Annotated in this window: 11 protein-coding genes; 2 read left to right on the top strand and 9 right to left on the bottom strand. The window is 71.9% G+C overall.

Annotated features, from left to right (window positions below; genetic code table 11):
• Window positions 1–4: 4 nt before the first annotated feature.
• Together ACIBFB_RS14615 and ACIBFB_RS14610 are read right to left on the bottom strand one after the other, a co-directional pair.
• On the bottom strand, window positions 5–685 hold the full coding sequence (locus ACIBFB_RS14615) for a hypothetical protein (protein WP_397230148.1): 681 nt from the start codon (window positions 683–685) through the stop codon (window positions 5–7).
• 19 nt (window positions 686–704) lie between these two features.
• Window positions 705–3,035 carry a conjugal transfer protein TrbL gene (locus ACIBFB_RS14610; protein ID WP_397230146.1) on the bottom strand — a complete coding sequence of 777 codons (2,331 nt, stop codon included), beginning with the start codon at window positions 3,033–3,035 and terminating at the stop codon, window positions 705–707.
• 818 nt (window positions 3,036–3,853) lie between these two features.
• Here ACIBFB_RS14610 and ACIBFB_RS14605 point away from each other — a divergent pair.
• A complete protein-coding gene (locus ACIBFB_RS14605; protein WP_397230144.1) occupies window positions 3,854–5,749 on the top strand; it encodes a protein kinase in 1,896 nt (631 codons plus the stop codon).
• Window positions 5,750–5,822: 73 nt separating this feature from the next.
• Here ACIBFB_RS14605 and ACIBFB_RS14600 read toward each other — a convergent pair whose 3' ends face one another.
• From ACIBFB_RS14600 to ACIBFB_RS14585, 4 genes are all read right to left on the bottom strand, one after another.
• On the bottom strand, window positions 5,823–7,127 hold the full coding sequence (locus ACIBFB_RS14600) for a DUF6891 domain-containing protein (RefSeq protein WP_397230142.1): 1,305 nt from the start codon (window positions 7,125–7,127) through the stop codon (window positions 5,823–5,825).
• A complete protein-coding gene (locus tag ACIBFB_RS14595; protein ID WP_397230140.1) occupies window positions 7,124–8,269 on the bottom strand; it encodes a hypothetical protein in 1,146 nt (381 codons plus the stop codon). The genes ACIBFB_RS14600 and ACIBFB_RS14595 overlap by 4 nt, the downstream gene beginning before the upstream one ends.
• A 192-nt stretch (window positions 8,270–8,461) precedes the next feature.
• Window positions 8,462–10,930, bottom strand: a complete 2,469-nt coding sequence (locus ACIBFB_RS14590) for an ATP-binding protein (RefSeq protein ID WP_397230138.1) — start codon at window positions 10,928–10,930, stop codon at window positions 8,462–8,464.
• Window positions 10,931–11,390: 460 nt separating this feature from the next.
• Complete coding sequence (locus ACIBFB_RS14585; protein ID WP_397230136.1) at window positions 11,391–12,050, bottom strand: HNH endonuclease family protein; 660 nt, start codon at window positions 12,048–12,050, stop codon at window positions 11,391–11,393.
• 505 nt (window positions 12,051–12,555) lie between these two features.
• Between ACIBFB_RS14585 and thpD the strand changes: the two genes are divergently transcribed.
• Window positions 12,556–13,461, top strand: a complete 906-nt coding sequence (gene thpD, locus ACIBFB_RS14580) for an ectoine hydroxylase (protein WP_397230134.1) — start codon at window positions 12,556–12,558, stop codon at window positions 13,459–13,461.
• A 57-nt stretch (window positions 13,462–13,518) separates the two neighbouring features.
• On the opposite strand, the gene ACIBFB_RS14575 is transcribed toward thpD, so the two are convergent.
• The 3 genes from ACIBFB_RS14575 to ACIBFB_RS14565 all read right to left on the bottom strand — a co-directional run bounded on the left by ACIBFB_RS14575 (window position 13,519) and on the right by ACIBFB_RS14565 (window position 18,552).
• Window positions 13,519–17,193 carry a TcpE family conjugal transfer membrane protein gene (locus tag ACIBFB_RS14575; protein ID WP_397230132.1) on the bottom strand — a complete coding sequence of 1,225 codons (3,675 nt, stop codon included), beginning with the start codon at window positions 17,191–17,193 and terminating at the stop codon, window positions 13,519–13,521.
• Window positions 17,194–17,211: 18 nt separating this feature from the next.
• Window positions 17,212–17,526, bottom strand: coding sequence for a hypothetical protein (locus ACIBFB_RS14570; RefSeq protein WP_397230130.1), 315 nt, complete (start codon window positions 17,524–17,526; stop codon window positions 17,212–17,214).
• 72 nt (window positions 17,527–17,598) lie between these two features.
• Window positions 17,599–18,552: a conjugal transfer protein gene (locus ACIBFB_RS14565; protein WP_397230128.1), complete on the bottom strand. Its 954-nt coding sequence runs from the start codon at window positions 18,550–18,552 to the stop codon at window positions 17,599–17,601.
• Window positions 18,553–19,175: the final 623 nt, after the last annotated feature.

The following is a 19,175-nucleotide window of genomic DNA, read 5'->3' as shown; positions in this document are numbered from 1 at the left end:
AGGTTTACTCCTCCCCGAACTGTCCTACGTCGGCGGGTTGGAAGTCGAAGACCAACCAGGTGTTGCCTTCTCGGACGACCGTCACGGCGAACTCGCCGAGGTCTTCGTCGAACTCCGCGTCCCCGGTCTCGGTAATGGACTGTGCCGTGACGACGAAGGTGATGGAATCCTCGCCGAAGGTCCGGATCCGATCCACCTCGGCGCGTCCCTCGGCGACCGCCTCTGCCTCCGACATCTCCTCCCAGAAGGCACCGACCCGGCTCGTGTCCGCCAGGACCCCGGCGTACTCGTCGGTGGCCAGCTCCTCCATCGCACCGAAGTACGTCTCCGGGGACTGGTCGTAGTCGATGGTTCCGTAGGCCTCAGCGAAGGTCCGCGCGGTGGCTCCCGCCGCGCGGAGCTCGTCCTCTGCGAACGGGAACCAGGCCAGAACGTCGACGTCGTCCTCGTCCGTCGTGGGGATGGGGCTCGGCTCGGCCGTGGACAGCCCGTCCAGGGCCGAACTCTCACTCGTTCGGTCCTCCTGCTCCGGCCCTGGCTCTTCGGGGGCGGCGGTCGGGTCTTCCTGGTCGTCATCGCCTCCGCCGAAACCACCGAGGCTGAGATAGACACCGAACACCACCAGGACCACGATCAGGCCGATGAAGATCAGCCGCTGGGCGCGTTCGGACAGAGAGTTGGGCATCGATCGGGGCCTTCGTACGTCAGTCGTCGTTCAGCCAGAAGGGGACGTCGCGCTTGCGGTCCCGGGGGCGGGAGCTGGACTCCCCCCAGAAGGGAGTGATGGGCGCGTCACTCTTGCGCTTGTCGGATCCGGTCAGCCACCCGCCGTCTCCGTCGCCGCGGCTGCCACTCGACGGTGCCGGGCGCGCGGGACGCTGGGGAGCGGGACGTTCCCGCCGCTCCCTCGGAGACCCCCACCGGGAGCCCCGGTTGCCGATGTTGCCCTTCGCGGGGGTTTCCTCCCGGCCGTTGAAGATTCCTCGTCCTGTACTGGGTTCCGGACGCTCGGCGCTCGCGGCACGCCCGCCAGCCGTGGGCGTGCCTCCGCCGAACACGGAACCTCCGCCTCCTCGACCGCCGTCATCGCTTCGGTCGGAGGAACCTCGACCACCCGAGTTCGTTCCGAACACGGAGGCCCATCCGCTGTCTCCGGTTCCTGTGTAGCCGCCGCTCGGCCGTGGTGGGATCGAACTGCCACCGCTCAGGCTGGGCGCCTGCTCGGTGTTTCGGCCAGTGGTCTCCCCGGAACGCTGGCCTCCGCCCGAGGGCGCGGGGCCAGAGCGGTTCACATTCAGCGGTGGAGCCGTGCGCTCACCTCGGACCCGCCCGTACCCCGCGACTCCGCGTGCCCGAACGCCGTCACTCCGGACCCCGCCGCCTTCGCCCGGGGCGGTCTCTCCAGCACCAGCGTCAACGTCGCCCACCGGGACCCCGCCCCCCGCTGGCACTCCTGAGGCCGCGGCGGCGATCTGGGGAGCCCTCCTCAGCCCCCAGGCCTGAGCCTTGAGGTTGGCCATCGGCGGGAGCACGACAGCACTCTTGCTGAGGGCCTGGCTCTGTGCCACGTCGCTGACGATGCGCGAGGTGAAGGAGTTCGCGTTGACCGACGTGAACAGGTACGCGAAGGGCTTGCGGTAGACGAAGAGCGCGACGGTGAACAGGGCCAGCAGAATCATCTGCAGACCCCAACCGAGCGTGCTCGACATGACCATCCCGTAGCACATGACGAGCAGGGAGATCAGGAGCACCACGAAGATCTGCTTGAGTAGGAAGCCGACCATTAGCTCCACCCAGCGCAATAGGACCATGCGTCCGTACCCGGGATGGATACCGATGAGGAGGAAGATCGGTGAGAGGAGGAAGAGAAGGAGGAACGCGATCTTCAGCACGATAAGGGCTACAGAACCCGCGAGGATCAGGCCGCCCGCGAAAATCGCCGCGAAGAGCGCGAGAGTAGCAACTCCCAGTCGGCTCCCCTGATCCTGCCCTGAGAACAGTGGGTAGACGCTTGGATACGTTGACTCTATATCTGCAGCAATGGACTCATAGGATTCACGCTTTTCCGAAACAAGCTCAGCAGGGTCAATTTCACCGTCGGCGATCTGCTGCTGTTCGATGCGGCTGATCGCTTGAGCTGAGATCAGGTCAGTTGCATGGTCGATGGAAGCGTCCTCAGCCAACCCGTCATTCCCGAACTGTCCCGCCACCCACGGCTGGCACACCAGGCTCGACCACAGCATGTCGGCGTTCCGTCTGACCTGGAAATCCGCCTCGGACTCCCAGTCCGCCCGCTCCGGGGCCTCGGCCCCAGCGGGACACGTGCCCGAGCCTCCCCCGTACGGCACCTGCCCGACCGTACTGGTCACCAACTGGCTGCCCGAATTGACCAACCCACTGGCCAGACCCATGATCTGCGCCGGGTTCACCAGGATCCACATGCCGAGCCCCACCGCGGCCACCATCCACACCGTGGACTCGATGGTGAGCGTCACGCGCTTGCGGATCAGCCCGTACCACCCGAGCCAGATCGCGCCGAGGATGATGATCGTCGGGATCAGCGGCCGCCAGATTCCCTCCCTCAGCGTGACGACGACGTCCTCGACCAACTCGTTGAAACTGGCGAGCAGACCGTCGGAGGTGGCGGCCTGATAGACGGTGATCGTCGACTGGTTGATCGTCTTGGACAGATCCCACGCCGTGTTGGCGAGGGTGGCCTGGGCCCCGTTGGAGATCCCGTCGACGCACGATTCGGTGATCATGTGCCACTGGGTTCCGGCGGTCCCGTACTGTCCGTACATACTCGCGTCGGGAGGGAGCCCGTCCGGCGATCCCTGGATCGCGGACTGCGACTGCGGCGGAACCAACAACCCGTCCGATCCGCTTCCCGCGGCCTCGGGCAGAGGCGCGGGCTCTCCGGGGCACAGCGTGTTCGCCTGCGCGCCCGCCGCGGGGAGGACGACGAACCCCACCAGCAGGAGGAACATCATCAGGAGGCGTCGCCATCCGCGCCGTCGGACGTGCTGAAGCGTCATCTGCTGGCTCTCCTGCGTCGTGGTTCGTGCCGAGGGTCGATGGCAGACACGGTGACTCCGCCCGCGCACGCTGTCGCCAGACCGCGCACGGGCACAGCCCCCCGCATGTCCTTACCCCATCCTCTATGGTGCTCCATCAGGGGGTCGGAAGATGAGTGCAACGCGTCGGGATTTCCGGTTCCTGCCACCACGCCAGTGCACCCTGGGCACACGAAGCAGCACGCTATCCATGTTTCCGCAGGTAACGGACGTCAACGGACTTCCGGAACACCCATAAACCACCAGGCCACAATTTACTGACCCAGTCCTGAGTATGAGCGGCATCACATCCACTTTCACCGCCAAAAGTGGACATCTCCTCAGGAATCGGACTGGGACCCGGCTTCCGGTCCGGCTTCCGCGATACCCGCAGCCCCCATTGCCGCACAGCCGAAAATCGACACCCCCGGCGGGTGCCCCACCGACGCACCCGCCCGCCTCCGAGCGCCATGCGGGGACCTCCCCACGGTCTCCCCCGCACCGAACGGCTCCCCCGTGCCGCCGCGTGCGCGGGCCCGAGCTGACACGGGTGCGGCGCGGCGGCGGTGAGTCCGGGGATTTCGAGCCGCTGACGGGCTCCGCCCCCCGTGCACCCCGTACCACCAATGTCCGCAACCGGTCAGCTCGCGTCGGCCCCCGGGGCGTTCGCGACTGTCCGGCTTACAGTGAGATGGACGCTGATGTCGGCACCCGCCAGCACAATCCAGGGCGGTAGGGCTCTTCTCGGATAGATTGGCCTGCGCATCGTCCCCCCACCCCCCAAGAAGGGATGCGCCCCTATGTCGTCCGACGGTCGTTCCTCCGTGGGCCGCTACGAGCTTCGCGAGCGGCTCGGCGCGGGCGGAATGGGAACGGTGTGGCGCGCCTGGGATCCGGCCCTCCAGCGCGACGTGGCCGTCAAGGAGGTCCTGCTCCCCGAGGGGATGGACCCGGACGCCCGCGCGGAGGCGCACGCCCGCAGTATGCGCGAGGCCCAGGCGACCGCCCGCATCAACAGCACGGCCGTGGTCGCCGTCCACGACGTGCTCGACGAGGGCGAGAGCCCGTGGATCGTCATGGAGCTGCTGTCGGGGTCGTCGCTCCAGCAGCACCTGGACGCGCACGGCCCCATGTCGGTGGAGCGGGTGGAGGAGATCGCCCGGTCGGTCCTCGACGGCCTGCGCGCGGCGCACGCGGCGGGGGTCACGCACCGGGACATCAAGCCCGCCAACATCATGCTCACCGACGACGACCGGACGGTGCTGACCGACTTCGGCATCGCCAACGTCGACGGCAGCACGGCGCTCACCCAGACCGGGGTGTACATCGGTTCTCCGGAGTACATGGCCCCGGAGCGGTTCGAGGGAGAGCGCGCGCTGCCCGCCTCCGACCTGTGGAGCCTGGGCGTCACGCTGTGCTCGCTGTTGGAGGGCCGGTCCCCGTTCAAGAGGGACAGCATCACCGGAATCATCAGCGCCGTCCTGACGGCCCCCCTGCCGCCGCGGTTGGCCCTGCCCGGCGCCGCCGACCACGCGGCGGGCGCGCCGCTGAACGCGCTGATCGGCGCGCTGTTGAACCGGGACGCGTCGGCTCGACCGACCCCGGGCGGGGCACTCGCCCTGTTGGAGCGCGAGCGCTCGGCGCGGGTGGCCGGCAACGGATCCGCGCACGCCGCGAGCGGCCCGCAGCTCCCGGTCAGCGGACCGCGGCATCCCGGGAGCGGCCCGCAGAACCCCGTGCGTGAGCGGCACGGCCCGATGAGCGGACCCCAGCACCCGGTGTCCGGCCCGCACGCGGCCAGCGGGCCCCAGGCCCCCGTCAGCGGCCCCCAGGCGCCGATGAGCGGCCCGCAGACCCCCATGAGCGGGCCCCAGGCCCCCGTCAGCGGCCCCCAGAGCCCGGCGAGCGGGCCGATGGGCACGCGGCCCGGACAACCCCGGCAGGGGCCGCACGACACCCCGCACCCGAACACGCCGGGGCCGCACACGCAGCAGCGGGGGTTCCCCGGTCTCCAGGCGCCCGGTCCGCACACCCCCAATCCGTTGGCCGGGCGGTTCCCCGGACAGCCGCCGAGCGGACCCCAGCAGGCACATCACCCCGGTCACCCGCCGGGCCACGCGCGGACGGGGCCCGGCGGGGTCGGCTCCGTCACGGGCACCGGTCCGACCGGGGCGGGGGCCACCTCGCGGTTCGGTCCGGGCGCGAACACCGGGTACACCGTCGGACAGCCGCCCCAGGGCGGGACGCGGCCGCGGGGCCCGGCCGGCGGACCCGCGTGGAACGACCGGGACACCGACGCGCCCAAGCCCGGGACGGTGATCGCCGCCGCGGTGATGCTGGGACTGAACGCGCTCTACCTCATGGTGCTCACGGCCCTGTTCGCCCGCGAGGCGATGAACGGGTCGGAGGACTACACGTGGGGCACCGTGCTGCTGGTCGGCGGCTGGGGCGTGTTCTCCGCGTTCGCCGGGACGGGCTTGATGGCGCGGTCGCGCATCCTGTACGGGGCGGTGGTGATCGTCCAGGCCGTGGTGTCGGTGCTGCTGGTCCTCACCATGTTCTCGGTGTTCGTCTACACACCCGACCTGCTGTTCTGGTACGCGCTGGTACTCGTGTTCAATCTCGCGATCGGGGGGCTGCTGCTGATCCCGCCGAGGGCGCGCGCGTTCTTCGGGTTCGGTCCCGGCGCCTCCTGAACACGGGCGTCCTCCCCGCTCGGCCTCTCCGCACGGGGGCGGGCGGGGGGATCGCGCTCGGGCCCCGCGCCCGCTACCAGGTGATGACCGCCAGCTCGCCGAGCTCGTCGAGCGCGACGCGGCCCTCCTCGGCGAGGATCCGCACCATCTCCTCCGCCTCGGAGACGCTGACGTGGCGTCCCCTGGACAGGGACTCCTTGAGGTCGGGGGTCTCCATCCACAACCGGGGACCGGCGTGCCACATCATCTGGACGCACGAGCCGTCGTGGGCGACGAACACCGCGAAGCTGTCCGGGGCGGCGGTGAGCCGGTGGACGAGGGCGCGGGCGGCGGCGGTCTCCATCGGTTCGGGGACGTCGACGGCGCCGACCCCGTACTGGGACGTGTCCTGATAGCTGACGTCGACCATGCCGACCCGGTCGGCCGCGGCGTCCTCCTCCGGCCAGACCCCGCCGACCGCCCATCGGCTGAGCGGCTCCTCCACACGTTCACGGGACAGGGCGAGTCCGGTCTCGCGCACCCGCAGCACGTCGAAGTCGCGCTCGATCCGGATCGCGTCGCCCCGGTCGCCGGTGACCGTGGCCGTGAAGTTCTCCGGCAGCCAGGGCAGGACCATGCGCGCGAGTTCGCGGACGGTCACCCTGCCCTCGTAGTGGCTGACCCACACGGGGGTGGCGTAGGCGCTGGGGTTGGTGAAGGCGACCTCGACCGACGGCTCCCCCTCGACGGCGGGCCCCGGGTGGGCGGCGGACCGCCCCCAACGACGCCAGCGGCCGTCCAGGGCCAGTTCCAGTTTGGTGTCCGGGTCGCCGTTCCAGGTGACGGTGAGGCCGTGGGCCCGGAGGGTCTCGGCGATCTCGTCGCCGACGGCGGCGCGGCGGATCTCGTGGACGGCGTCGAAACCGAGCCAGAGCCCGCCGTCCTCGGTGGCGCGCGCGGTGTCCTGGGAGTGGTAGAAGACGTAGCCGCGGATCGCGGAGCCCTCGTCCGAGCCGTGGGCGGACATCTCGGCGCGGACGGCGTCGCGGGCACAGGTGTTGCAGCAGGTGAAGTCCTCGCGGGCGAGGATTCCGGACTCGTCGAGGGCCCGGAAGGCACGGGTGAGCCGCTCGCCGTCGGTGCGCGCGGGCCAGCGGCGCTGCTGCTGGGCGTGCTCGGCCATGGCGCCGTCGACGGCCGCACCGAGCACGGCGAGGGCCTCCGCCACCTCCGACTCCCGCGGCCGTTCCGAGCCCTCCCGTTCGGCGTCGGACTCGATGGAGTCGAGCAGGTCCCGACGTGCCGTGCGGTAGATCTCGACGAAACCGCCGTCCCCGTACGCGACGTTGGCGGTCGCGCCGGCGAGGGCGGTGGCGAGGGGCTCCCAGTCTTCCGTCATGGGCCCAATCTGTCAGATCCCGCGGACACGCGTGACCCGGCCCCCGCGACGTCGGCGCCCGGCATGTCGGTGCGCGTGACGTCGTCGCCGGGGACGTCGTCTCCCGGGCCCGGCCACGCCCCGGGAACCCCGGCGGTGAGGTCGTGGTCGACGAGCCGCCGGACCCGTTCGTCGCGCACGCGCCGGGCGGCCTCGGTGGTCGCGGCGAGTTCGCGAAGGTCCGCGGAGCGGGTGTCGAGGAAGGCCGCCGAGGCCAGGTGCTCGGTGTACTCGGCGGTGGAGTCGACCGCCTCCTGGCACTGCTCCCACTCCTGGTGCGCGGCCACGGCCTGGTCCACCATCCTCCCGTACTCGGTGATCTGCTCGACCCGGGCGCGGACCGCCGCGTCGACGGCCTCCAGTTGGGCGCGCTGGGGCCGGAGCGCCTGCCGGACCCGGGGTGAGGCCGCCCGCTGCCAGCGGCGCAGGTGGGCGCGGCGCAGCTCCCGCTGACGGGCCAGGAGGGACGCGATCCGCCACTCCTGGTCGCGCAGGACCGCGAGGGCGCGGTCGGTGTCGAGGGAGTCCCCGCCGATCTCGTGGCGGGCGGACGCCACCCGGTCGATCGTGCGTTGGACGGCCACGAGCTGGGCGTGGTCGACGTCGCTGACGTCGTCGGGCAGCACGACCTGGCCCTCGTGGTCGGCCAGGGGTTCGCGGACCCGGGAGGTGGCCGCGTCCGTGCCGACGAGGGCGACGAAGACGCCGAACACGAGCCAGGGCACGGCCGTGACCGCGTCGTGGGCCGCCACGGCGAGGACGGGGGTCGAGACGACCGTTCCGGCCCCGGCGGTCACGCCCAGGAGCCGGGTGGCGGGGTGGGTGTCCTCGGCGCAGACGAACACGAGAACCTGCGCCATGAGGATCACCGTGGTGATGAGCAGGCCGAGCGGCCAGCCCCCGGCGGCCGCGGCCACACCGGCGGTGAAACCGACGGCGAGCACCTGGACGGCGCCCTCGCGGACACGGAGGGAGCGGGTGACGACGTCCCCGTTGGCTCGGCGCGGGGGCGGCTCCGGGGCGTGGCTGTCCCGCGCGATCCGTTCGCGCAGCGCCTCGGGGAGGGTGGGGTCGATGACAGGTCGCGGCACGTCCTCACTCATGGGCGGTCCCTCGTGAGTGGTGGGTCTCGGTCGGGGTGCGGAGTCGGTGCGCCGGGACGGGGAACCCGACAGAGTAGGTCATCCCCATCCCGGGCGGACCACGAACCTGGCGCCACTCATCCCCTTTACGGTGGCTTGTCCGTTCCGACCGTGGACGTGCGCGAACGCCGTCGGCGCGCGCCGCCCGCTGCCCTACCCGGCCTGTCCGGAGGCGGACACGAGGTCGTCGTCCTCCTCGGACGGCCGTTGGCGGGTGGGGTTGGTGTCCAGCCAGCGCAGGAGGTTGTCGGAGACCAGGTCCACGCCGATCCGGCCCGCCCGTCCGTCGAGGTCGCGGAACAGGCACTCGCCGTTGCCGAGGTTGCGCAGCACCGCCAGGTGGTCCTCGGTCGGCTCGACGCCGAGCAGTGCCATGACGCTCTCCACCTCGAACCGCTCGCTGGAGCGGAACGCGAACACCGAGGACAGGCAGTTGGTGACCTGTTCGTTGAGCAGGTCACCGGCGTTCTGGGAGACGAGGATGAGCGCGGTGTTGCGGGAGCGGCCCATCCGGGAGACCTCGGGGACGAGCTTGGCGCCCTCGGGGGTGGAGGTGACCGCCCACGCCTCGTCGAGGAAGATCGCCTTGGGCAGGTGGCGGTCCAACCCGTTCATCAGGCGGCGGGCGAACTGGGAGACCAGGTAGAGCAGGGCGACGGACAGGCGCTGTTCGTAGGAGTAGTCGTCGCGGCCCACGCCGGAGTCGGGCAGGGTGAGGCCGCCCAGGGTGAACACGGTGGTCCACCCCTCGGTGTCGATCCGGGCGTCGCCCTGCGGGTCGAAGCACAGGCTGGCCAGGCGCATCTCCGACATCGACTGGAGGACCGCGCCCAGGTTGCGGGAGGCGGCTCCGGGCGAGGAGACGAGGTGGTCGACCACCTTGGCCAGGGACGGGCGGGGCTGGTTGGCGACCGCGGCCACGGCCTGGATCATCGCCGACTCGCGTTCCTCGCTCATCCGCGGCAGGAGGAGGCGCAGGGTCTCGGTGGCCATGGTCTTGCGGGAGGGCAGGTCGTCGCCGAACGCGAAGGGGTCGAGCAGGCCCGGCTGGGCCGACCCCAGGGACATGACGCGGGCCTTGCGGCCACGGCGCTGGAGGAGTTCGACGAGGCTTTCCGCGTCGCCCTTGGGGTCGATCGCGGCGACGGTGACCCCGCGCAGCGCGAGCTGGTAGATGAGCAGCAGGGCGAGGGTGGTCTTGCCGCCGCCGGGCTCACCGGTGATCGCGATGGCGGTGGGGCGGTTGCGGGCGGCGGCGACCAGGGGGTCGAAGTGGACGATGGAGCGGGCCCTGCCGATGGTCTCGCCCACGTAGGGGCCCACCCAGCCGCCGCCGGAGTGGTCGACGCGGTCGCCGACGTCGACGGTGGCCGTGGGCATGCCGCCCGCGATGGTGCGCAGGGGCTGGCGCTGGGCGTAGGCGTTCAGGCGGATACGGTCGCCGGGCAGGGCCTCGCTGAACAGGGAGAACTGGTCGCCGGTGGAGTTGATGACGTCGATGCCGATGTCGCGGTAGTGCTCGATGACCGCCTCGACGTGCTGGCCGAGCAGGCGATCGGTGGGCGCGGACACCATGAGGCGGTGCCAGCCGTAGACGAACGGCAGGCGCTCCTTGGTGATGCCGTGCTCCAGCATCCTGGCGGCGTCGATCTGTTCGGCCAGGGCGATGGGGGCCTCCACGCCCGCCTCGCGGATGTGCGCGTCCATGTCGCGGGCGTGGGCGAGCTTGCGGCCGACGTCCTTGCTGGCCTTGGCGGGCGGGATGAGCTTCATCCGCAGGGACATCTCGACGGGGAAGGGCAGGGCGTCGGCGTGGTGCATCCAGGGCTCGCCGTCCGGGAAGGGCATGAGGTCCGGGAAGCGCGCGAAGGACAGGAAGGCGACGTGGGTGGACCCGGCCGGCTGTTCGAGGCGCAGTGAGGAGCGGCCGTTGTGCACGACGCCGTCCACGAGCGCCTCGATCTCGCCCCGCCCCCAGGTGCGGCGGCCGACCGCGGAGGGGCGGACCTCCTCGGCGGTGCCGCTGACCGCGTGGCGGATCAGCCAGGCGATCTCGTCGGAGGTGGCGTGGCGGGCGTGCAGGGAGCTGGCGGCCAGGGCGCGGCCGAGGCGTTCGGACTGCTCGGTCCAGCGGGCGGTCTCGCGGTCGTCGACGGCGTCGTCGGTGATGCCGAGGACCTGTTCGGTGCGCTGGTAGGCGCCGAAGAGCTGGGAGAGGACGCCGAGGCCGCCCCCGGCGTTGCGCGGGCCGAGCCGGACGCCGAGGTAGACCTCCTTGGTCCAGAAGTCCTTGGCCCACACGTGGCGGTACATCTCGTCGAGGTAGTCGTACCAGCCGGGACCGGAGTCGGAGGTGGAGTCCAGGCGGGTGGCCCACGCGGCGGCGGGGTAGGTGCGGTGGGCGACGCGGAGGTGGACCTCGGCGTCGTTCATGCGGATGGCGGCGAGCGCGATGGTGACGTTGGTGGCGAGTGCCTGGCGTTCCTCGGGGGTGGTGAACTCGTAGGACACCGTCGGCAGGCGGAAGTAGGCCCAGGCCTCGGTGTCGCTGAACAGCACGCGGTCGTCGAAGTAGCGGACCGCGAGGCGGGTCGCGCCCCGGGTACCCCTGGTGCCGGTCATCTGTAGCCCTTCTGGTCGCGTCGCGGCGGGGCGAGCCCCCGATCCGGGGCCGCCCCCGGGTCTCCCGCCTGTGCCACTCTCCATAGTGGTGCATCGGTGGGGGGCAGAGAAGCGGAAGGGATTCCGGCGCGCCCGAATTCCAGTGCCGAAACCTGGGGTCGGCGAGGGCGGTGCGGGAGGGGCGTGCGGGGCGGACCAAGGGGTGCGTGGAAGGCCGCGGGGGAAGCCCGGCCCGGGTTGTCCGCGGGTTCCCACGTCGGTCTGGCGCCGGTGCGCGCCACCGTGTCCGAAGGAGTCGGGCGTCCCCAGGGCCGCCGGTCTCGTGCCGCCCGGCCGCCCCGCCGACGCGGACGCGCCGTCCCCGAGACGGACGGGGCCCGCCCCCGGAAGGGAGCGGGCCCCGTCGGCCTGGTCCGGCGGGCGGGGCGCTACCGGAGCGCCCGCCCCCGCGGAACACGCCCTAGCAGCGGGTGTTGAGCGTGTACTGGAGGGTGGACCGCTCGGCCGAGGTGATGGTGAGGTCGTAGCGGTACTTCACGTTGATCCAGGACTTGGCGTAGTCGCAGTGGACGGCCGTGTTCGGCGGCATCCACTCGGAGGGGTCGTCGTCGCCCTTGCTGCTGTTGCTGGAGGGGGTGGCCAACCACAGCTGCGACGAGCTCACGTCGTTGGCGAAGGCACGGCGCTCGGAGGTGCTCCAGTAGCGGGCGCCGGTCTTCCAGGCCTCGCTGAGCGGGACCATGTGGTCGACGCTGATCCGCGAGGGGTCGTTGTAGACCCACGTGTCGTCGAAGGCGCTCCACCAGCTGCCGGACGTGGGCTGGCAGCTGGAGTTGGTCACGACGTCGTGGCCGTCGCGTATGAGGACGACCTGGCGCGCCGAGCAGTTGCCCTGGACGTCGACCCAGTGCGGGAAGAGGCTGCGGTCGTAGCCGGACTGGGGCCCCTTGGGGGCGACCGTGAGGGAGTTGAGCTGGCTCTGGGCCGCCGAGGTGCTGGGGATGCCCGGGGGGAGGGTGTGGTCCGCGGAGGCGGGTGACGCCCAACCGAGGACGACCAGCAGGATCGCGGCGGCGACGGCGGCCAGGGCTCTGTGGAGGGGGCGGGGGGTGGGGGGCACGTTCTCTCCTCTGGAGCGGGTCGAGGGAAGGGGCCCCACCAGAGTGCGCCGCCAACGGTTTCCGCACCAGTCCCTCAGGGGGAATTCACGCGTAATCCGGGGTGTCCGGGTCGGGTCCTCGCAGGGACCCCGGCCTCACGGCTGTACCAGATCCGTGTGATCTAGTGCACAGGAAAAGTCGAGGCGTCTGCCGGTTATCGCTCCAACGACGTCCGCACCTGGACGACCTGGGGCGATGCGCCGAATGACGCTCTTGAAGCGCGCTTGACGCAATGGCGCAGGTGAGGCGGACCCGGGGCGGCGGAGTCGACCAAAAAAGGGGAGAAACGGGGGGACGGATTTTCAGTTTCTCCCCATATAGTATGGCAGTAATACCCAGCCAGAAGTTCATTAAACACCATGCCAACGGGCATCCTGATGAAGGTCGGGGGATATTTGTTAAGTTCGCGTGTCGTAAGGTGACCGTCGACCTCAGAGAGGATGAACCCCACCGAGGGGATCGGCCATGACTCTGCAGATGGATGCTCCGACCGCGGACGAGTACCCGACCCGGAAGGCGAACGAACCCGCCCTCCTGTACCGCAAGGACCCCACCGTCTGGGGCGCCGCGGAGGACGGACCCTTCAGCGCTGAGGAGGTCAGCGCGTACGACCAGCGCGGATACGCCCAGGTCCCGGCCCTCGTCTCGGCGGAGGAGGTGAGTGCCTTCCGCGCCGAACTGGACCGGCTCAGCGCCGACCGCGCGCTGCGCGAGGACGAGCGGGTGATCGTGGAGCCGGCGTCGAACGAGGTCCGCTCGATCTTCGAGGTCCACACGGTCAGCGAGGTCTTCCACGACCTGGTCCACGACCCGCGTCTGGTGGACCGCGCCCGGCAGATCCTCGGGTCGGACGTGTACGTGCACCAGAGCCGGATCAACTACAAGCCCGGGTTCGGCGGGGGCTCCTTCTACTGGCACTCCGACTTCGAGACGTGGCACGCCGAGGACGGCATGCCGCGGATGCGGGCGGTCAGCATCTCTATCTCGCTCACCGAGAACTTCACGTACAACGGCGCCCTGATGATCATGCCCGGCTCGCACAGGACGTTCGTGTCGTGCGTCGGCGCGACCCCGGACGGCCACTACCGGGCGTCGCTGAGGAGCCAGCACGTCGGCACGCCCGACCAGGACTCGCTGACCATGCTGTCCGAGCGGCACGGCATCGACGTGCTCACCGGTCAGGCGGGCGACGCGACCGTGTTCGACGCCAACTGCATGCACGGTTCGGGCGGCAACATCACTCCCCACCCCCGGTCGAACATCTTCATCGTGTTCAACAGCGTCGAGAACGCGTGCGTGAAACCGTTCGCCGCGTCCGACCCGCGCCCGGAATTCCTGTCCGCGCGCGACTTCACACCGGTCGGCCGCTGAGGTTCGACACCCCGAGCCCCACCGTGCGGGCGGGCGTGCGCCCGCCCGCTCCGTGTGTCAGGTCCGGGTGAGCGTGTTGACGAGGACGCCGCCCAGGGCGCCGTGGGCCCGCTTGGTCGCGGGGCGCAGGGCGCCCACGTCGATGCGGGTGTAGGACGAGCCCAGGTGGTCGTCCCAGGGGATGCGGACGATCGCCCGGCAGCGGCCGCGCGCGACCCGTTCGGCGGCGTCCACGTCCTCCAGGCTGCGCTTGCTCACACCGTTCACCACGAGTACCGAAGCCGCCCGCAGGGCGCCGTAACCGTTCCCGTCCAGCCACTCGAAGGTCATGGAGACGGCCCGCTCCGCGTCGGCGTTGGCCGGGGCGACCAGGACCAGCCCGTCGGCCACCGGGAGAGCCCTGGCCACGCCGGTCGCCGCGGGGTCGAGGAGCGTCACCGAGTAGAAGCGGCCGAGCAGGTCGGTCAAGTGGGCGTAGTCGCGGTCGTCGAGCGTCTGGACGTAGGGGTCGTCGAGGGTCTGGACGACCTCCAGCCCGGTGCTCGCGCGGGAGGTGTAGCCGCGCATCCGCGCGTAGTCGTCGACCTCGTCCGCGTTGGCGAGCAGGGCGGTGAGGGTCTCGGGGGTCTGGGCGCCGACGCGGCGGGAGAGACCGTTGGGGCCGGGGTTGACGTCGACCGCGACGACCGGTTCGTCACGGTGGGCGGCGAGGGTGTGCCCGATCATGAGCGAGGTGACGGTCTGGCCGGCGCCGCCGGTGCAGCCGAGCACGACGAGGCTGCGGGGTTCGGTCATCGGGGTGCGCAGCCGCGCGATGTCGCTCGCGGGCAGGTCGGAGCGGACGGGGGTGGCGCCGCCGGTGACCACCTTGGCCAGTCGGCGCCAGCCGCGCGTGCCGCCGGAGTCGTGGGCGGTCGGGTCCTCGGGTTCGGAGGACGGAGGTTCCGGGCGCGGAGCGGGGACGCCGCGGGGGGTGTCGCCGAGGCGCTCCTGCTCGCCGGTGCCGTGGTCGAGTTCGAGGTCGGGCCTGGGCTCCTCGCGGTGCGGGGGCTCGGGGGCCTCGCCGGGCGCCGGCCGACCGAAGAGGTGGCCGAGCTTGCGCGCGTTCTGCGCGACCCGGTGGAAGGCTCCGTCGTGCGGGTCGTGGACGTCGGGGCGGGTGTGGGGGGCGGCCTGGTCGGAGGCCTCGTCCCGGGCCGGTGCGGCGGCGCGTTCCTCGGAGAGGGCGTCCGCCATGCTGCGGTTGGCGCGGGGGTCGCGGAGGGGCGCGTCGGAGGGGCGCCGGGCGGCCTCGCGGCGGCGCACGAGCGCGGCGGCCTCGGCCTCCTCCAGGTCCGCCGCGGTCCGGCGGGGAGCGGCCGCCCCGTCGGCGTCGGTGCGGGCGGCCGGTCCGGGACCGGCCGAGGGCTCGTCGACGGCCTCGGAGGGGGTTGCTGGCCCCAGAGCCCGCCCGCCTCGGGAGTCGGAGGAGGACGGGGCGTCGGCCGTGCGCCGGGGGTCGGGGGTGGATCGGCTGTCGGCGTCGGACACGGCTGTCTCGGCCTCGGAGGAGGCCGCCGCAGGCGCGTCCGGCGCCGTCTGAGCATCCGTGGACTCCGGCGTGTCCTGGGAGTGCGCTGTGGCCCCGGCCACGGAGGAGCCCCGGGGAGAGGCGGTGGACTCGGCGTCGGTCGAGGTCTCGGACGGCGTCCCGGAGGCGGAGGCGTCCGACGGCCCGGGGGTCGCACGGGGGCCGGGCTCCGCCTCCGCGGCGGGGCTGTCGGCCGGGCTCCTGGGATCGGACGCGGATCGGTTGCGCGTGTCGGCCGCGGCGCCCGGCACGGCGCCGGGCCGGGGGGCGGGGCGTCGGCCGGGCCCGGCGTCGCCGTCGGTCGCGCCGCGCACCTCCGCGAAGCTCGCCAGCTCCCCCGTTCCGTGGTCGAGCTGTGTGAACGGCTTGGCATCCGCGGCTTCGCCACCGGAGGCGGGGGTGCCGTCGGCGACGGCCCCGGTCTCCGCGTCCTCGGCCGCGGGCGCGGGCGCGGAGGCAGGCGCGGAGGCGGTGCCGGGCGCCGGCTCGGCGGGATCAGCGGGATCGGCGACGTCCTCCCGCAGCTCGCTGGCCGGGATCACCGGATTCCCCCGGTCACCCACCTTGGGCTGGTCGGGGTGGCGCCTCTTGCCGTCGTCGAACCACTCCGCGGGGCTCGACTCCTCGGGGGCGCGCTCGCCGCCGCGCAGCGCGTCGGCGAACTTGGGCCGCGGCGGAGCGGGGGTGTCCGCCGTGCTGAGGTGCTGGTCGAGCACCGACATGTGCGCTTTCCACTCCGGCCCGCGGTCCTCGTCGTCGGCGGTCGGCTGGGACGGCATCGCGGCCTGCTCGCCGGTGCCGTGGTCCAGTTCCAGCGGCGGCTTCGCCGGATCGGCGGGTTCGGCGGAGGCGTCGGAACCGGTGGCCGAATCGTCCTCGAGGGTGGCGGAGGCGGGCGGCAGCCACGGGGCGGAGGAGCTCTCCGGTGTCGGTGCGACGGAGCGCCCGGTCGCCGCCGCGTAACGCTCGGCGTAGTCGGACAGGCCGCCGGGGTTCGCGCGGTCCGACGGCTCCGGCTCGGTCCCGTCGTGCCGTGCGCTGTCCAGCTCCCAGGGAGCCGCGTGGGGACGGCCCTTGCGCCGGGGCGGGCGCGGCGGTTCGCCAGCGGGAAGCGCGGTCGCGCGCGACCGCGCGGACGGCGGGTCCTGGGGGGCGCGTTCGCGCACGCGCTCGGACCGGCGCTCGTCGAGTTCGCGCGCGACGCGGATGCCCTGAACGCGTCCGCGGAGGCGGCGGGCGGCGGAGGACTCGGCCGTCTCGGGCTCGGGGGCGGACATGACCTCCTCGGCGCGGCGGCGCTCGCGTTCGCGCTCTGGACCGGCGGTCGCCTCGTCCACCTCGGCACGGGTCATCGCCGCGGTGTCGCCGACCTCGTAGGCGGCCGCGGCGTTCAGGCCGACGGGGGTCTGGCCGGAGGGGGCGCGCAGGCGGGTGAGCCACGCGGCGTCGTCGCCCTCCTCCTCGTGCTCCTCCCGGGGGTCGGCCTCGCCCCCGGCCGCGGCCGGGGGCGCCGGCCGCAGGGCGAAGCCGAAGTAGTTCAGGACCCGACGGCTCACGCCGCGGGTGTCCGCGGCCTCCGCGCGGTCCTCGTCCTGGGCCGGGACGTACACGGGCTCGTCGGCGACGGCGGGTTCGGGACGGGCGGCGGGCCCGGCCACACCGACGAGGGGCGGGGCCGACTCCGGGGTGGGACGCTCCGTCGCCTCCTCCACGACCGCCGCCTCGACCTCGGGAGCGGCGTGTTCGGCGCGGCGCCGACCGACCGCGGGCAGCGGACCGGCGTCCGGGTGGCGGTGCCACACCCGCACCACCACCCGGACCTCGCCGGGCTCGTACTCGGGGGCCAGCCGCGTGTACACACGGGACTCGGCGAGGAACCGGGCCTGGGAGATGAGCAGTTCGGTGAGGCGTTTGCCCTCGATCACCGGCCGTGTGGCGAGCACGGTGATCACCCCGGGCGGTACCACCCACAGCACCAGGTGCCAGCCGTTGCCGAAGGTGAACGGGGCGTTGACGATGCTGAGCAGCACCACCCAGATCGCGAAGACGCCCAGGGCGACCCCGAAGGTCCCCACGGGGAGCGGCATGGGCAACCGGAAATCGTAGAGCTTGTACAGCCGCTTCTCGATACGCCAGATGTTGGTGTATGTGGGCAGATCCACGTTCCCGGCCTCCCTCGCCTATTCCGCCGATACGCCCATCGCTCGCGCGAGCGCCACCGCGATGACCTCGATGATGCCGGGGACGTAGAAGACGATCCCGATGAAGATCGCCAGGATGATGAACTGCGCGAACCGCGTGATCTCCCGCGTGAACAGGAAGAACACCGCCACGATCGACACGATGACGAGGAAGAGCGGCCCGAAGAATCCGCGGAGGAAGTCGGCGAGGCCGCCGGTGTCCGGGGCCTCCTGTGTCGACGACGCGAGGTGGATCAGGTCGGCGCCGCCCGCCTGGGCGAGGGCGTCCGTCGTGGAGGACAACAGGGGGAGCATGTCAGGCGCCGTCCTCCGGTGTCGTCTTGCGTGTGCGCATGGTTCTTCTCGTCTCCTTGCCTACGGGCCCCGTCAGCCGCCGAACGAACTCGGGGCGCCCTGGATGTCACGCACGTGCCACTCGTCGCCGGAGTCGACCACGGTGACCAGGTAGTCCTGCACCAACTGGCCGGCTTCCGTCCCGTCGGAGGCCGGGACGTTCCAGCGCACGGTGGCCGCCACCTGTCGTACGTCATCATCCCCGGTCGAGGACTGGGATGGCACCGTGATCTCGGACAGTTCGGCGAATTCCAGGGTGTTCTGCGGAAGTGGGGTGATCGAGGCACCCTGTTCCAGGAATCGCTCCAGGAACTCCGGCTCCCCGGCGTAGGCCTCGAAGAAACCGGGCAGCACCTCCTCGAGCTGCTCGGTGGCGGCCGGGTCGGTCTCGAAGGCGGCGCCGGGCGGCAGCGTCGCCTGCGAGGGCGCGGCCAGCAGTGCGGGGCGCCCGGAGACCACCAGGGCGTCCTCGTCGGCGTAGACCGGCACGTCCAGGCGCATGGGTTCGCCGTTGACGTCGGCGCGGACGACGACGACCGCGTTGTTGTCGTCCAGGACGTCGACGGCGACGACGGTGAGGTTGTCGCCGGTGAGGCTGTCGGCCGCGGCGTCGAGGGCGGCGGCCTCGCCCTCGGGGACGAACGCGGCGAGCCCACCGAGGCGCGCCTCGGTGTCGGAGGTGTCGAGGTAGACCTCGGCGAAGCGGAGGGCGAACGCCGCGGACGCGGTCTCGGGGTAGGTGACGGCGTCACCGGTCTCGGGCTCCTCCGCGGTGCTCGGCAGGGCGAGACCGCCGCGCAGGGGGAACCAGATGCCGTTGAAGACGACGACGATGATGAACGCCCACAGGACGGCGCGGCCCACTCCGACCCACCAGCGCCCGCCGGCTCCCGATCGGGGTGGACGCGGTCCGGGTACGCCGGTTCCGTCCCCGGTGCCGTCGGACAGGTCACGCCCGGACGTGCCGAGCCGTGACGCCTTCGCCATCCCCGCCTCCCGCGTTCAGTCGCCGCCACCCGCTCCGGACGGCGGATCCGCCATGCCCTTGTCTACCCCATCCCTATAGTGAGGCATTGTGCGGGTTGGGAGCGGCCATGGTGGCTCCGTGTTTCCACACCGATGGCGGACGAACCAGACCGGTCGAAGTGCACAAAAGTGATCGAATGCGAAGAATTCCCAGGTAAACGGGACCACGACCGTGCAGGTCAGCGCATTTCCGGCTGACCGAGACAGGGATTAGTCACCTGGCGGAAAGCGGGGTGTCGCCCCCGGGGGCGGAAAACCGTTGGCGGGATGTAACCGGAGTCTCGTTCCCCTGGGGCCGCTCCGGCCCCGACAGCCCCGCCCCGGACTCCGCACGGCCCCGTACGGGCGCCCTGGCCGACACGGCCGAGGACACCGGAGCCAGGCGCATCGATGAGCCGGTCGGCGCGGCACAGCGCCCTGCGGTCTCCACCGTGGCGGAACACGGCCGCCCACCCGTGGACGTTGCAGGGCGCCGTGTTCGGAATGCCGGGCGGCCGACCGGTGTTGACGTCCCTCGCAAGCAGACACCCCGCCCGGGCGACGTGCTCCCGCCCCGAACCCGGTCGCCCCGACAAGGAAGCCGT

Source organism: Nocardiopsis sp. NPDC050513, assembly GCF_044457925.1.
In the GTDB taxonomy this organism is placed as follows: domain Bacteria; phylum Actinomycetota; class Actinomycetes; order Streptosporangiales; family Streptosporangiaceae; genus Nocardiopsis.
This window is presented reverse-complemented; position numbering and strand designations above follow the sequence as displayed.